Raw genomic sequence first — 14,622 nt, forward strand, 5'->3', positions numbered from 1 at the left:
ATGGCCTCCTAGCCGACCCGTTCCTTGCGCCCCAAGACACCTTGTGGTCTCACGAGGAGCACGAGGATGAGGATGAGAAGTGCGACCGCGTAGCGCAGGTCGTTGGGAATCCAGACGGTCGACACCTCGGTGACGATTCCGATGACGAGCGAGCCGACGAGGGCTCCGAACGCGCTTCCGAGCCCGCCGAGGGTGACCGCGGCGAACAGCAGGAGAAGGATCTGGAAGCCCATGTTCCAGTTCACCTGGCGGAACACCCCGTAGAGGATTCCGCTGAGCCCCGTGAGTGTCGCGGCCATGATCCAGACGATGCGGATGATGCGGTCGACGTTGATGCCCGAGGCGGCGGCGAGCGACGCGTTGTCGCTCACGGCTCGCGTGGCCTTGCCGATGCGGGTGCGGGTGAGGAAGAACGCGACGAGGGCGAGCATGACGATGCTGATGCCCATGCTCACGAGGGACGCGAGCGTGATGGTCACGGGGCCGACGGTGACCGTCTGCGTGAGGCCCGTGTCGAGTGTCTCGATGTTTCCGCCGAGGAAGAACAGGATGACGTATCGCGCGAGGATCGAGAGACCGATCGTGACGATCATCGCTTGCACGAGACCGACCCCGCGTCGCCTCAGGGGTCTGTGGAGCCACGCGTCTTGCGCGTATCCGGTGAAGGCGCTCAGCACGAGGGTGATCGCCACGGCGACGATGATCGGCAGGTCGAGCACGGTTCCGAAGAGCAGGAACATCACCGCGCCGAAGGTCACCATCTCACCGTGGGCGAAGTTGTTGAGCTTCGTCGTGCCGTAGATGAGCGAGATGCCGATCGCGGCGAGCGCGAGGAGCAGCCCGAAGTTCACGCCGTAGACGGCGCGCGTGAGGATCGTGTCGAGGATGCTCGAGCTCACCGACGTGCCTTCACCCGTGGGGAAGAGCACGTTGACCGTGTTGGTCTGCGCGAGGTTGACGTCGCGCGTGAGGTTGTCGGGGTCGCGAGGCACGACGCCCTCGGGGAGGGTGTCGGGGAGGAGGGTGGCGGTATAGGCGCCCTGGCCGGGAACCGTGACCGTCCAGCGACCGTCGTCACCCGTGACGCCGATCTCGCTGAAGCCGGAGCCCTCGACCTCGACCTCGACGCCCGCGATGGGCTCGTCACCGTCGCGGATGAGTCCGCCGACCGTATAGGTGTCGGTGAAGTCGCTCGAGGGCGACGGCGAGGGGCTCGGGCTCGACTCCGCCGACGCGGGCGAGAGCCCGACGGCGAGTGCGAGGAAGAGCCCCACGAGGAGGGTCCCCAGAAGGGTCACGGATACGTTCACGAGCGGCGAAGCGCGTCGCAGGATGAGTGGCACTGAACCTCCAGGGGCGAGCCAGCAAGAGCACGGGAGTGGTCTCGCCTTCAAGGCTGGTCGTCGACGATGACGTTACCGATCATTTGTGTCCCTCGTGTTTCGGGTCGACTCACGAGTAGGCCCTTATTATGCGGGGGAATGAGGCGATCCCTAAACCGTTAACATTGAATACCGGATTCGACGCAGCACCCGGAGACTCTTTCCCCCCTCGATCCAACAGGGAGACACATGTCCCAGCCCGATCCGTTCGGTTTCATCGGACTCACGTACGACGACGTCATGCTTCTGCCCGGGCACACCGATGTCATCCCGAGCGAAGCGGACACCTCGTCGAGGCTCACCCGGCGGATCACGGTCAACTCCCCCCTCCTCTCGTCGGCGATGGACACCGTGACCGAGTCGCGCATGGCGATCGCGATGGCTCGCCACGGGGGCCTCGGCGTGCTGCACCGCAACCTGTCGATCGACGACCAGGCGACGCTCGTCGACAAGGTCAAGCGCTCCGAGTCGGGCATGATCACGAACCCTGTGACGACGTCGCCCGACGCGACCGTGCAGGAGGTCGACGAGCTCTGCGGCCAGTTCCGCGTCTCGGGTCTCCCCGTCGTCGAGGCCGACGGCACCCTCGTGGGCATCATCACCAATCGCGACATGCGCTTCGTCTCGCCGTTCGAGAAGTCGACGACTCTCGTGCGTGACGTCATGACCAAGGGTCCGCTCATCACCGCCCCCGAGGGGGTCGACCCCGACTCGGCCATCGCGATCTTCGCCCAGCACAAGATCGAGAAGCTCCCCCTCATCGACGGTCAGGGGCGCCTCCGCGGACTCATCACCGTGAAGGACTTCGACAAGAGCGAGAAGTATCCCAACGCCACGAAAGACCTCGAGGGGCGACTGCGCGTCGGCGCCGCGATCGGCTTCTTCGGAGACGCGTGGGATCGCGCGGGAGCGCTCGCCGATGCCGGGGTCGACATGATCGTCGTCGACACCGCCAACGGCGACTCCGCAGGGGTGCTCGACATCATCCGCCGGTTGAAGTCCGACCCGACGTTCGCCCACGTCGACATCGTCGGCGGCAACGTCGCGACGAGGTCCGGCGCCCAGGCCCTGGTCGATGCGGGAGCCGACGCCATCAAGGTCGGGGTCGGGCCCGGCTCGATCTGCACCACGCGGGTGGTAGCGGGAGTCGGTGTTCCCCAGGTGACCGCGGTCTACGAGGCATCCCTCGCGGCGCGCGAGCACGACGTGCCCGTGATCGCCGACGGCGGCCTGCAGTACTCGGGCGACATCGCGAAGGCGCTCGTCGCCGGCGCCGACACGGTCATGCTCGGTTCGCTCCTCGCCGGGTGCGACGAGAGCCCGGGAGACCTCGTGTTTGTCGGAGGCAAGCAGTACAAGAACTACCGCGGAATGGGCTCGCTCGGCGCGTTGCAGACTCGCGGAAAGAAGACGTCGTACTCGCGAGACCGCTACTTCCAGGCGGATGTCCCGAGCGACGAGCAACTCATCGCCGAGGGTGTCGAGGGGCAGGTGCCCTATCGCGGCCCCCTCGCGGCGGTCGCGTACCAGCTCATCGGGGGCCTCCGGCAGTCGATGTTCTACACGGGCGCTCGCACGATCGAGGAACTCAAGAACAAGGGCAAGTTCGTGCGCATCACTGCGGCGGGACTCAAAGAGAGCCACCCTCACGACCTGCAGATGGTCGTCGAGGCGCCGAACTACCGCCGGTAGCCGCGCGCTCCGCGGCCGGGCGACCTCTCGGCGAAAGGGTCGCCCGGTAGGCTGGCGGGGTGAGTGACATCGAGATCGGCCGCGCAAAGCGCGCCCGCAGGGCCTACGCATTCGACGACATCGCCATCGTCCCGAGTCGCCGGACCCGCGACCCTCAAGACGTCTCGGTCTCGTGGTCGATCGACGCCTACCAGTTCGACATCCCCTTCCTCGCCGCCCCGATGGACTCGGTCGTCTCGCCCGCGACAGCCATCGCGATGGGTCGCCACGGCGGTCTCGGCGTGCTCGACCTCGAGGGCGTCTGGACCCGGTACGAGAACCCGGAGCCCGTGCTCGAGGAGATCCGCTCCCTCGACAGCGCCGAGGCGACGAAGCGCATGCAGGCCATCTACTCGGAGCCGATCAAGCCCGAGCTCGTGACGGCTCGCCTCGCCGAGATCCGTGCGGCCGGAGTGACGGTCGCGGGGGCGCTCTCCCCGCAGCGCACCCAGGAGCTCTACGAGACCGTCGTCGCGGCGGGTGTCGACCTCTTCGTCATCCGAGGCACCACCGTGAGTGCCGAGCACGTCTCCAAGAACCAGGAGCCGCTCAACCTCAAGAAGTTCATCTACGAGCTCGACGTCCCCGTGATCGTCGGTGGCGCGGCAGGCTACACGCCCGCCCTCCACCTCATGCGCACGGGCGCCGCGGGCGTGCTCGTCGGGTTCGGGGGAGGTGCGGCGTCGACGACGCGCAAGTCTCTCGGCATCCACGCTCCCATGGCCACGGCGCTCGCGGATGTCGCGGGCGCCCGTCGCGACTACATGGACGAGTCGGGCGGCCGCTACGTTCACGTCATCGCCGACGGCGGCCTCGGAACATCCGGCGACATCGCGAAGGCGTTCTCGATGGGGGCCGACGCGGTCATGCTCGGATCGACCCTCGCCCGCGCGACCGACGCCCCCGGCGGAGGCTGGCACTGGGGAGCCGAATCCCACCACGGCGAACTGCCCCGCGGCCACCGTGTCGCGGTCGGCCAGGCGGCGCCGCTCGAGAGCGTGCTGTTCGGCCCATCCACAGTCGCCGATGGCACAGTGAACCTCGTCGGCGCACTCAAGAGATCGATGGCGACGACCGGCTACTCCGACATCAAGGAGTTCCAGCGGGTCGAGGTTGTTGTCGCTCCGTACAGCGCCGGTTAGCGTTGACTGAGGGCCGGCCACGGTGGCCGACCTCGAGAACCGGGAGGCAATAATGGCCACGCTCAAGACAGTGACTCGGTCGTCGAAGCTCGGACCGGACGAGCGGGATGCCGCGATCGCGGCCCTCAAGACCAAAGAGCTCGACATCCTCGTGGTCGGTGGCGGCATCGTCGGCACCGGGGCCGCCCTCGACGCGGTCACTCGCGGTCTGCGCGTCGGTATGGTCGAGGCGAGGGACTGGTCGAGCGGAACATCGAGCCGGTCGTCGAAACTCGTGCACGGGGGCATCCGCTACCTCGAGCAGCTCGACTTCCGTCTCGTGCGCGAAGCCCTCAAGGAGCGCGGCCTGCTCCTGCAGCGGCTCGCCCCGCACCTCGTCAAGCCCGTGCGCTTTCTCTACCCGCTCAAGAAGCGCGTCATCGAGCGCTGCTACATCGGCGCCGGAATGCTCCTCTACGACATCCTGAGCTACAGCGGCGGCCGCCCTCCCGGTGTTCCGCACCACCGCCACCTCACGAAGCGTCAAGTGCAGAGGCTCTCGCCGAGCATCGCCAATGACGCTCTCGTCGGCGGCATCACCTACTACGACGCCCAGGTCGACGACGCGCGCTACGTGTCGACCCTCGCGCGCACGGCGTCGTTCTACGGCGCCCACGTCGCCTCCCGCGTGCGGGTCGAAGGGTTCGTCAAGGTCGGCCAGCGCGTCGTGGGAGTGCATGCGCACGACCTCGAGACGGGCGAGAAGTTCGAGATCCGCGCGAAGCAAGTGGTCAACGCCACGGGAGTGTGGACCGACGACACGCAGTCGATGGTGGGGGAGCGGGGCCAGTTCAAGGTGCGCGCGTCGAAGGGCGTGCACCTCGTCGTGCCGCGCGACCGCTTCCAGTCGAAGCTCGGTCTGCTGCTGCGCACCGAGAAGAGCGTGCTCTTCGTCATCCCGTGGGGTCGCCACTGGCTCATCGGAACGACCGACACCGACTGGAATCTCGACAAGGCCCACCCCGCGGCGACCGCGGCAGACATCGACTACATCCTCGAGCACGTCAACTCGGTGCTCGCGGTGCCACTCACGCGCGACGACGTCGAGGGTGTCTACGCCGGCCTCCGCCCGCTCCTCGCGGGGGAGTCCGACCAGACCTCGAAGCTCTCGCGCGAGCACCTCGTCGCGCACACCGTGCCCGGGCTCGTCGTCGTCGCCGGCGGCAAGTGGACGACCTACCGCATCATGGCGCAAGACGCCATCGACGAGGCGGTCGCCGCGCTCGACGCGAACGTGCCCGCATCGACGACCGAAGACATCGCGCTCCTCGGGGCCGAGGGCTATCACGCCGCGTGGAACAAACGCGCGAAGATCGCGAGGGCCTTCGGCGTGCACAAGGTGCGCATCGAGCACTTGCTCAACCGCTACGGAACGCTGACCGACGAGCTGCTCGACATCATCCGCGAGGACCCCTCCCTCGGGGAGGCTCTGCCGGGAGCCGACGACTACATCGGTGCCGAAGTGGTCTACGCCGCGTCGCACGAGGGCGCCCTGCACCTCGAGGATGTGCTCGCCAGACGCACACGCATCTCGATCGAGGCGTGGGATCGCGGTGTCTCCGCAGCTCCCGTCGCGGCCGAGCTCATGGCACGGGTTCACGGTTGGGACGCCGAACGCATCGAGAACGAGGTCGGCAACTACCTCAAGAGGGTTTCGGCCGAGATCGAGAGCCAGACTCAGCCCGACGACGAGTCGGCCGACCGCGTGAGGCTCGCGGCTCCCGACATCATCGCCTCGCGCTGATCGAAGCGGGGCTGCACGGGTCGGAGCCGTCGGGCCTGCGTCGTCGGCCTGCGCGTCGGGCCGGCTCGACTGGAGCACTCCCTCAGTGTCGTGCGCGACAATGATCACGAGTGCCCGCGAGGGGTGACAGGTAGAACGGCGTGAGCCGAGAACGGGAGTTCCGCCGTGTGGAGCGTCGCTCGTCGTCCCCGCTGGATCGCGCTCCTCGTGCTCGCCCTCGCGATCGCGTCGGCCTTCGCCGCGCTCGGGCAGTGGCAGTTCGCCCAGAGTGTGGCATCCGAGGGGGATGCGGAGCAGGCATCCGAGAACGTCCGGCCACTCGCCGAGGTCGCCCAGCCGCAGACCGGATTCCGCGATGACGTCGACGGTCAGCAGGTCTCGGTCGACGGCGAGTTCGTCGAGTCGGACTTCCTCGTTCTCGACAACCGTGTCAACGACGGCGAACTCGGATACTGGGTCGTCGGCCATCTCGTCACGGACGGTTCAGAATCGAGCAGAGCGTCGGTGTCGGTCGCACTCGGCTGGGCGGCGACTCTCGACGACGCGGAGGCGGTCGTGCGATCAGCCCCCTCGGCGGGAACCGTGGTCGGGCGATATCTCCCCGGGGAGGGGCCCCAAGACGGCGACCTCACGAGCGGACTCACGTCGACGATGGCACCCTCGGCATTCGTGAACCTGTGGGATGTCGCGGCCGGCGGCACCTACAGCGGCTACGTCGTCACGTTCGACCCACCCGCGGGGCTCGAGGCCATCGACGCGCCGCCGCCCTCGAGCGACGTGCAGATCAACTGGCTCAACGTGTTCTACGCGGCCGAGTGGGTCATCTTCGCGGGGTTCGCGGTCTTCATGTGGTACCGCCTCGTGCGCGACGCCCACGAGCGGGAGCAGGAACTCGCCGCCGAGGAGGAGGCCGACCTCGACGTCGCACCGTCGGCCCAGCGTGCGCCGGTAAACTGACCGCATGCCCTTGAAGCCCAAAGCGTCCGACGTTCCCCGGATACGGAAGGCCCTGAAGTTCTACCGGGTCACCGCCTACATCACGGGCTTCTTCCTCCTCCTGCTCATCTTCGAGATGATCTTCAAGTACACGCCCCTGCAGCTCGAGATGGAGCTCGGTGGGCCCGGCGGGTTCTTCGCCCTCGTGCCCGTCGACACGGTGACCGCGTTCAACCTCTCGAGCGCCATCCTCATCGCCCACGGGTGGATGTATGTCGTCTACCTCTTCGCCGACTTCCGCCTGTGGAGTCTCATGAGGTGGCCGTTCAGTTACTTCATCACGATCGCCCTCGGCGGCGTCGTGCCCCTGCTGTCGTTCATCGTCGAACACTTCATCACGAGGCGCGCGACCGCGCAGCTCGACGAGATCGAACAGGCCGCGAGCCGAGTGGAGGCCCCCGTTGAGTGAGACCGAACAGAAACCCGTGCTCGTCGTCGACTTCGGCGCACAATACGCTCAGCTCATCGCGAGACGCGTGCGCGAGGCGAACGTCTACTCGGAGATCGTGCCCCACACCATCACCTCGGCAGAGGTCGCGGCGATGGCCCCCGCCGGGATCGTCTTGAGCGGGGGGCCGTCGAGCGTCTACGAGCCCGGGTCGCCGACCCTCGACCCCGGCATCCTCGAGCTCGGCATCCCGGTGCTGGGCATCTGCTACGGATTCCAGGTCATGGCGCAGCAGCTCGGTGGCGAGGTCGCCAACACGGGGCTGCGCGAATACGGGTCGACCGCGGTGACACTCACGGGCGGCGACAGCAGCCTGCTCGGCGGGCAGCCCGCCGACCAGACCACGTGGATGAGCCACGGTGACTCGGTCGCGAAAGCACCCGAGGGGTTCGAGGTGCTCGCATCGAGTGCATCCACTCCCGTCGCGGCGTTCGCGAGCGACGAGCGTCGGCTATACGGAGTGCAGTGGCACCCCGAGGTCAAGCACTCGACCCACGGCCAGAACGTGCTCGAGAACTTCCTGCACCGTGCCGCGGGCATCCCCGCCGATTGGAACAGCGGCAACGTCATCGCCGAGCAGGTGGCCCGCATCCGCGAGCAGGTCGGAACCGGCAGGGTCATCTGCGGCCTCTCCGGGGGCGTCGACTCCGCGGTCGCCGCGGCGATCGTGCACGAGGCGGTCGGCGACCAGCTCGTGTGCATCTTCGTGGACCACGGCCTCCTGCGTCAGGACGAACGGCGCCAGGTCGAGGAGGACTACGTCGCCTCGACGGGCGTGCGTCTCGTGACCGTCGACGCCGTCGACCAGTTCCTCGATGCGCTCGCGGGAGTGAGTGACCCCGAGCAGAAGCGCAAGATCATCGGGCGCGAGTTCATCCGCACGTTTGAGAACGCGGCGGAGGCGCTCGTGCTCGAGGCGAAGGCCGAGGGCGAGAGCATCAAGTACCTCGTGCAGGGCACCCTGTATCCGGATGTCGTGGAGAGCGGGGGCGGCAGCGGGACCGCCAACATCAAGAGCCACCACAACGTCGGTGGCTTGCCCGAAGACCTCAAGTTCGAGCTCGTCGAGCCGCTTCGCGCGCTCTTCAAAGACGAGGTGCGGGCCATCGGGCGCGAGCTCGGCCTGCCCGAGGTCATCGTCTCGCGCCAGCCGTTCCCCGGGCCGGGCCTCGGCATCCGCATCGTCGGGGAGGTCACGCGTGATCGCCTCGAGTTGCTCCGCAAGGCGGACGCGATCGCCCGTGCCGAGCTCAGCGCCGCGGGCCTCGACCAGGAGATCTGGCAGTGCCCCGTGGTTCTTCTCGCCGACGTGCGCTCGGTCGGAGTGCAGGGTGACGGTCGCACCTACGGTCACCCGATCGTGTTGCGCCCCGTGTCGTCGGAGGACGCCATGACGGCCGACTGGACGAGGTTGCCCTACGACGTGCTCGCGACGATCTCGAACCGCATCACCAACGAGGTGCCCGGCGTGAACCGCGTCGTGCTCGACGTCACGTCGAAGCCCCCGGGAACCATCGAGTGGGAATAGCCCCCCACCGACTGTAGGTAATTTCCGCGAGCGGATGCCGGATCCGGCGTACCCTCGCGGAAATTGCGTTCTTTCGGGGGCGGGGGCGGTGTACGACGAAGGCCGCCCCGAGGGGCGGCCTTCGCTCGTGGTCCTGACGAGGGGGATTACTCGCGGAAGATCGCGAGCAGTCGGAGGATCTCGACGTAGAGCCACACGACGGTGACCATGATGCCGAAGGCGGCCGACCATCCGAAGACGCGGGGCGCGCCACGCTCGACGCCGGTCTTGACGGTGTCGAAGTCGAGCACGAGCGAGTACGACGCGAGGAGGATCACGAAGATGCCGATGATCACGCCGAACGGTCCCTCACGCAGACCGAAACCGTCGAGCACACCGAACGCGGTGAGACCGAGGTTGAGGAGCGAGAACACGAGGTAGCCGACCATCGCGACGATGAAGACCTTCGTGGCTTTCTTCGAGGCGCGGATCTTTCCGCTCGTGAAGAGCGCGAGAACGACACCGACGACCACGAGGGTTCCGAGGATCGCCTGCGGCACGACGCCGTTGTAGGCCGTCTCGAAGATGTTCGAGATGCCTCCGACGAAGACTCCCTGCGCTGCGGCATAGGTGAGGATGAGCGCGGGCGACGGCTTCTTCTTGAAGATGTTGACGAGCGCGAGCACGAATCCGGCGATCGCCGCGGGGATCGCGAGGACCGGGAAGATCCACCCGATCGCTGCGCCGACGAGCAGGATGCCGAACGACACGACGGTCTTGACGATCGTGTCTTCGTAGGTCATCCGGTCGGTCTCGCTGGGGCCGGCCGACGGGCGGTTGTACAGGTCGTCGAGCTGACCCGCCGACAGCGTCGCTGCGGCCTGGGGCTGGAAGAGCTGGGCGGACGTTCCCGGTTTGTTGGAGAACGCCGGGGAGTTGGTGAAAGCTGGGTTGGACGAAGCCATCGATTCCTCTTTCGCTGTGGGGAGAGCCCGATGAAGAGCCCTCGTCGCTCTATTTTAGGGGAGAACGGCTCGCGTCGGGCTGGGCGAACGCCGAATCGCGCCGCGCCGCCGCCGCTGTGAGCGAACGGGCCGCCCACGCGCAGCCGACGACGGTCGCCCCGAGGATCGGTGCGACCACGAAACCCCACCCGTAGTCGGGGAAGAACTGCGCGAGGGTCACCGCGACGGCGACGGGCACGCTGACGAGAACGTAGGTGACGGCCCGACGCTCGCGCACGAGGAGCCACGCGGCGAGGGTGAGGCCGATGAGGGCCCCGGATGCGGCTCCCGCGAGAAGCGAGGCGACTCCGAAGACACCGGGGCCGAGAGCGACCGCACGGCGCCACCCTCGGGCGGGAACAACGATCCATGCCGCGGCGCTTCCGACGACCCCCCAGAAGAGCAGACCGAGGGTGTACGCCGACGCGAACTGCAGGGCGATGCCTCCCGTGATCAGCAGGGCCACTGTCACGGCGAGTCGCCCGGGGTGGGAGCCGAACCGCAGCGGGAGGTTGCGGGTGGGCTCGGTCCAGGTTTCGTTCCGTCGCACGGCGTCGCTCACTCGCGAAACCGCCTCGTGCGTGGGCGGGAGATGTGGACCCTGCTCACTCGCGACCGCCGAGGACGATCACCATCGTGACGACGAGGGCGATGCCGCCGAGGGCGAGCAGGGCGCTGAGTGCGATGAGCACATCGATGCGGCGCTCGGTCGGCGCGGTCGCATCGGCCTCGGGATCCTCGTCGAGAGGGTCGTCGAATCGGTGGTCCACCGCGGGGTGGTCGGTGCTCGGCGGCGCGGCGAGATCGGCCGGGCGCACCGCGGGCGGGATCACGGGGGGTGGGGTCACCGGAAGCGGGGTGGCCGGGGGCGCTGCTGCCTCGGAGCGCACGACCGGCGTTCCGCAGTGGATGCAGAATTTCCACCGCGGGGAGAGCTCCGCGGCGCAATTCGTGCACGTGGTCATGGCTGCAGGGTACCAATTCGCCAGGTGCCTTCCCTCGCGGTGCCCTCCCGTGCGACCCCTCGCGTACCGTTGCGGTGTGACGTCGCTCCCGCCGCCCGCCTCGCCGCGCCCCTCACCGGGCAGCCCGCTCGTCATCGCGCATCGCGGGGCGAGCGGATACCGCCCCGAACACACGCGGAGCGCGTTCGAGCTCGCGATCGCGCAGGGCTGCGACGCGGTCGAACCGGACCTCGTGGTCAGTCGCGACGGTGTGCTCGTCGTCCGCCACGAGAACGAGATCTCGGGAACGACGGATGTCGCGGAGCATCCGGAGTTCGCGAGTCGCCACCGCACCACGACCATCGACGGTGTCGAGGTCACGGGGTGGTTCACCGAAGACTTCACGTGGGCGGAGCTCACGACCCTCCGCGCTCGTGAGCGTCTCCCCGCGCTGCGGCCCGCGAACGTCGTGTGGAACGACCGCGAGCCGATTCTGCGACTCGAGGAGGTGTTCGACATCCTCGACGGCACGGGGGTCGCCCTCGTCGCCGAACTGAAGCACGCGAGCCACTTCGCCGATCTCGGGTTCGATCTCGGGGCGCTCTTCGTCGCGGCCCTCGCCGCCGCCACCCCCGCGGATCGTGCGGCCATCACGGTCGAGAGCTTCGAGGCGAGCGTGCTCGAGCGCGAGCCGATGCGATCGGCGGGTGTGCGCCTCGTCTTTCTGGTCGAGGCGACGGGGTCTCCGGTCGACCGCCCGACGTCGACCTACGCCGACGCGCTCACGGACGACGGTCTCCGCGAACTCGCGACGTGGGCAGACGGCGTGAGCGTCGACAAGCGCGTGCTCCTGAGAACGGATGAGTCGGGGCGAACGGTCGGGGCGGACATCGTGGCGCGCGCACACGCCGTCGGTCTCGCCGTCTACACGTGGACCCTGCGCATCGAGAACCGGTTTCTCGCCCCGGCGAATCGTCGGCCCGGGGGTGACCCCCACGACACCGGCGAGTGGGAGCGCGAGTTCGACGCCGTGCTGGGCACGGGGGTCGACGGGGTCTTCGCCGACCACCCCGACCTCGCGCTCGCCGCGAGGACGGCGAGGCGGCAGCGCACCGACGGGCTCCCGACGGCGTAGCAAGGTCGGTCGCCGCGTTTAGAATCGGGGGAAATGACCTTCATCCTCGATCCCGCCGAGCCCTCGTCGTCCCCTCTCGTCGAGGGGCTCAACCCGCAGCAGCGCGAAGCCGTCGAATACCGGGGCGAAGCGCTCCTCATCGTCGCGGGGGCGGGGTCGGGCAAGACGAGCGTTCTCACGCGCCGGGTCGCGGGGCTCCTCGAATCCCGCGAAGCGTGGCCGAGCCAGATCCTCGCGATCACCTTCACGAACAAGGCCGCGGCCGAGATGCGCGAGCGCGTGCAGCACCTCGTCGGCGGGGCCGCCGAAGGCATGTGGATCTCGACGTTCCACTCCGCGTGCGTGCGCATCCTGCGGCGCGAGGCCGAACACTTCGGTTTCTCGAAGAACTTCACGATCTACGACTCCGCTGACAGCCGTGCGCTGCTCAAGCGGATCATCAAAGACCTCGACGCCGACACGTTCGGCATCACCGTGAGTTCGGCGTCCGGCCGCATCTCGAAGCTCAAGAACGAACTGCAAGACGTCGAGACCTACTCGCGCGGAGTCAACATCGACGACCCCGCCGAGCGCATGTTCCTCGAGATCTTCCGGCAGTACACCCGCAGCCTCTCGAGCGCGAACGCGTTCGACTTCGACGACCTCATCGGTCAGACCGTCTACCTGTTCCGCGCCTTCCCCCACGTGGCCGCGCTCTATCAGCGTCGCTTCCGGCACATCCTCGTCGACGAGTACCAAGACACGAACCACGCGCAGTACGCCCTCATCCGCGAGCTCACCCGGCCGCCGCGCACCGACCTCCTCGAGAACGCGGTCGGCTTCGACGGCGCGCTCCTGCGTGATCCGACGAAAGAACTGCCGCCGGCGTCGCTCACGGTCGTGGGCGACTCGGATCAGTCGATCTACGCGTTCCGCGGGGCGGACATCCGCAACATTGTCGAGTTCGAACGCGACTATCCCGGGGCGAAGGTCGTGTTGCTCGAGCAGAACTACCGCTCGACGCAGATTATCTTGAGCGCGGCCAACGCCGTGATCTCGAACAACTTCGATCGCAAAGACAAGAAGCTCTTCACGACGGTCGGAGACGGCGAGAAGATCGTCGGTTTCACGGGCTACAGCCAGCACGACGAAGCGCAGTTCATCGCCGACGAGATCACCGAGCTGCACACCCAGGGCGTCGAGTATCGGGACATCGCGGTGTTCTACCGCACCAACGCGCAGACGCGAGCGCTCGAAGAGGTGTTCATCCGCTCGGCGCTGCCATACCGGGTGCTCGGCGGCACCAAGTTCTACGAGCGCGCGGAGATCAAAGACGCTTTCGGCTACCTCATCGCCGTGGCCAACCCCGCCGACCCTCTCGCGCTCCGCCGCATCATGAACACGCCCAGGCGCGGCATCGGGCCTGCGACCGAAGCCGCTCTGCAGAGCCACGCCGACAAGAACGGTGTCACGCTGCGCGACGCCATGAGGTCGGCGGCCCAACTCGGCCTCGGGCCCAAGGTCACGAACGCGATCCTCGCCCTCAGCGCCGTGCTCGACGAGGTCGGCGCGACGGTCGATCCGCCCGAGGGTGCGGGCCGCCCGGCGCCGGTCGCCGACATCCTCACCGCCCTGCTCACCAAGACAGGTTTCGTCGAAGCACTGCGCGCGAGCCGCGACCCGCAAGACGAGGCGCGTGCCGAGAACGTCGAAGAACTCGTCGCCGTGACCAAGGAGTTCAACAAGAACAACCCCGACGGCACCCTCATCGACTTCCTCACCGAGACCTCGCTCGTCGCCGCGGCCGACGACCTCGACGACTCGAGCGGAACGGTCTCGCTCATGACCCTGCACACCGCCAAGGGGCTCGAATACGAGGCGGTCTTCCTCGCGGGCGTGGAAGAAGACCTTTTGCCGCACCGGATGTCGGCGGGCGAGCCCGGCGGCCCCGCCGAGGAGCGGCGCCTCTTCTACGTGGGGATCACCCGCGCGCGCCGGCGCCTCTACCTCTCGCTCGCGATGACGCGAGCCCAGTTCGGCGAGGTGAGCGTCGCCATGCCGAGCCGCTACCTGCAGGAGATCCCCGTCGAACTCATCGACTGGCGACAGTCGCCCGGGATGGCGACGAGCCGCGGCGGCACGCAGTCCCGCGCCCTCAACGCCAACCGAGGCTCGGCCGGGCGCGCGAGCCTCGGTGGAGCATCCGACTACTCGATCTCCTCGGGCGGACCGAGCGCGACGGCCCTCGCGCGCGCGGCACGCAACGCCGGCAAACCGAAGACCGAGTGGACGAGCGGAGTCACCAACACCGTGCGCGACAACGGCGACCTCACGCTCGCCCCCGGCGATCGCATCCGGCACGTCGACTTCGGCGACGGGCGCGTGAGTTCCGTGTCGGGAAGCGGCACCAAGAGCGTCGCCGAAGTGCAGTTCGACACCGCGGGTCGCAAGCGGTTGCTCATCAAAATAAGCCCGATCGAGAAGCTCTAGCGAGCTTCGCCCACCGGTCTCATCTCGCTGCGCGAGATGCCGCTCGAGAAGCTCTAGCGAGCTTCGTCCACCTGTCTCATC

Annotated in this window: 12 protein-coding genes; 8 read left to right on the plus strand and 4 right to left on the minus strand. The window is 67.9% G+C overall.

The window, feature by feature from the left end; all coding sequences use genetic code 11:
* Positions 1-8: 8 nt before the first annotated feature.
* Positions 9-1,298, minus strand: coding sequence for a branched-chain amino acid ABC transporter permease (locus ACLHIH_RS13485; protein ID WP_411317362.1), 1,290 nt, complete (start codon positions 1,296-1,298; stop codon positions 9-11).
* A gap of 273 nt (positions 1,299-1,571) precedes the next feature.
* Here ACLHIH_RS13485 and guaB point away from each other — a divergent pair, with 273 nt between their 5' ends.
* The 6 genes from guaB (at position 1,572) to guaA (ending at position 9,010) form a co-directional block, all read left to right on the plus strand.
* A complete protein-coding gene (gene guaB, locus ACLHIH_RS13490; RefSeq protein WP_411317363.1) occupies positions 1,572-3,074 on the plus strand; it encodes an IMP dehydrogenase in 1,503 nt (500 codons plus the stop codon).
* A 59-nt stretch (positions 3,075-3,133) separates the two neighbouring features.
* The gene (locus tag ACLHIH_RS13495; RefSeq protein ID WP_411317364.1) at positions 3,134-4,255 is read left to right on the plus strand and encodes a GuaB3 family IMP dehydrogenase-related protein; all 1,122 of its coding nucleotides are present in this window, start codon (positions 3,134-3,136) and stop codon (positions 4,253-4,255) included.
* A gap of 52 nt (positions 4,256-4,307) precedes the next feature.
* The gene (locus ACLHIH_RS13500) at positions 4,308-6,038 is read left to right on the plus strand and encodes a glycerol-3-phosphate dehydrogenase/oxidase (protein WP_411317365.1); all 1,731 of its coding nucleotides are present in this window, start codon (positions 4,308-4,310) and stop codon (positions 6,036-6,038) included.
* A gap of 165 nt (positions 6,039-6,203) precedes the next feature.
* Positions 6,204-6,995, plus strand: coding sequence for an SURF1 family protein (locus tag ACLHIH_RS13505; RefSeq protein WP_411317366.1), 792 nt, complete (start codon positions 6,204-6,206; stop codon positions 6,993-6,995).
* Positions 6,996-6,999: 4 nt separating this feature from the next.
* Positions 7,000-7,443 (plus strand): DUF3817 domain-containing protein, encoded by a 444-nt coding sequence (locus ACLHIH_RS13510; protein WP_411317367.1) that lies wholly within the window; start codon positions 7,000-7,002, stop codon positions 7,441-7,443.
* Entirely contained in the window at positions 7,436-9,010 is a 1,575-nt protein-coding gene (gene guaA / locus ACLHIH_RS13515; RefSeq protein ID WP_411317368.1) for a glutamine-hydrolyzing GMP synthase, read from the plus strand. Before ACLHIH_RS13510 ends, guaA begins: the two co-directional genes overlap by 8 nt.
* A gap of 146 nt (positions 9,011-9,156) precedes the next feature.
* Here guaA and ACLHIH_RS13520 read toward each other — a convergent pair whose 3' ends face one another.
* Genes ACLHIH_RS13520 through ACLHIH_RS13530 form a run of 3 tightly spaced genes read right to left on the minus strand, consistent with a single transcriptional unit; the run spans position 9,157 to position 10,958 of the window.
* Positions 9,157-9,954, minus strand: a complete 798-nt coding sequence (locus ACLHIH_RS13520) for a Bax inhibitor-1/YccA family protein (protein ID WP_411317369.1) — start codon at positions 9,952-9,954, stop codon at positions 9,157-9,159.
* 49 nt (positions 9,955-10,003) lie between these two features.
* The gene (locus ACLHIH_RS13525; protein ID WP_411317370.1) at positions 10,004-10,555 is read right to left on the minus strand and encodes a hypothetical protein; all 552 of its coding nucleotides are present in this window, start codon (positions 10,553-10,555) and stop codon (positions 10,004-10,006) included.
* A gap of 43 nt (positions 10,556-10,598) precedes the next feature.
* Positions 10,599-10,958, minus strand: coding sequence for a zinc ribbon domain-containing protein (locus ACLHIH_RS13530; protein ID WP_411317371.1), 360 nt, complete (start codon positions 10,956-10,958; stop codon positions 10,599-10,601).
* A gap of 76 nt (positions 10,959-11,034) precedes the next feature.
* On the opposite strand from ACLHIH_RS13530, the gene ACLHIH_RS13535 reads away from it, so the two are divergent.
* Both ACLHIH_RS13535 and ACLHIH_RS13540 read left to right on the plus strand, forming a co-directional pair.
* The gene (locus ACLHIH_RS13535; protein WP_411317372.1) at positions 11,035-12,072 is read left to right on the plus strand and encodes a glycerophosphodiester phosphodiesterase family protein; all 1,038 of its coding nucleotides are present in this window, start codon (positions 11,035-11,037) and stop codon (positions 12,070-12,072) included.
* Positions 12,073-12,105: 33 nt separating this feature from the next.
* Positions 12,106-14,541, plus strand: a complete 2,436-nt coding sequence (locus ACLHIH_RS13540) for an ATP-dependent helicase (protein WP_411317373.1) — start codon at positions 12,106-12,108, stop codon at positions 14,539-14,541.
* The last annotated feature ends 81 nt before the right edge of the window (positions 14,542-14,622 follow it).

Source organism: Marisediminicola sp. LYQ134 (assembly GCF_046599635.1).
Classification (GTDB): domain Bacteria; phylum Actinomycetota; class Actinomycetes; order Actinomycetales; family Microbacteriaceae; genus Marisediminicola.

Excerpts from the sequence above, each read along its gene's own strand:
- ACLHIH_RS13500 (WP_411317365.1), top strand. The coding sequence starts at position 4,308 with ATGGCCACGCTCAAGACAGTGACTCGGTCGTCGAAGCTCGGACCGGAC.
- ACLHIH_RS13530 (WP_411317371.1), bottom strand. The coding sequence starts at position 10,958 with ATGACCACGTGCACGAATTGCGCCGCGGAGCTCTCCCCGCGGTGGAAA.
- ACLHIH_RS13520 (WP_411317369.1), bottom strand. The coding sequence starts at position 9,954 with ATGGCTTCGTCCAACCCAGCTTTCACCAACTCCCCGGCGTTCTCCAAC.
- guaB (WP_411317363.1), top strand. The coding sequence starts at position 1,572 with ATGTCCCAGCCCGATCCGTTCGGTTTCATCGGACTCACGTACGACGAC.
- ACLHIH_RS13540 (WP_411317373.1), top strand. The coding sequence starts at position 12,106 with ATGACCTTCATCCTCGATCCCGCCGAGCCCTCGTCGTCCCCTCTCGTC.
- ACLHIH_RS13510 (WP_411317367.1), top strand. The coding sequence starts at position 7,000 with ATGCCCTTGAAGCCCAAAGCGTCCGACGTTCCCCGGATACGGAAGGCC.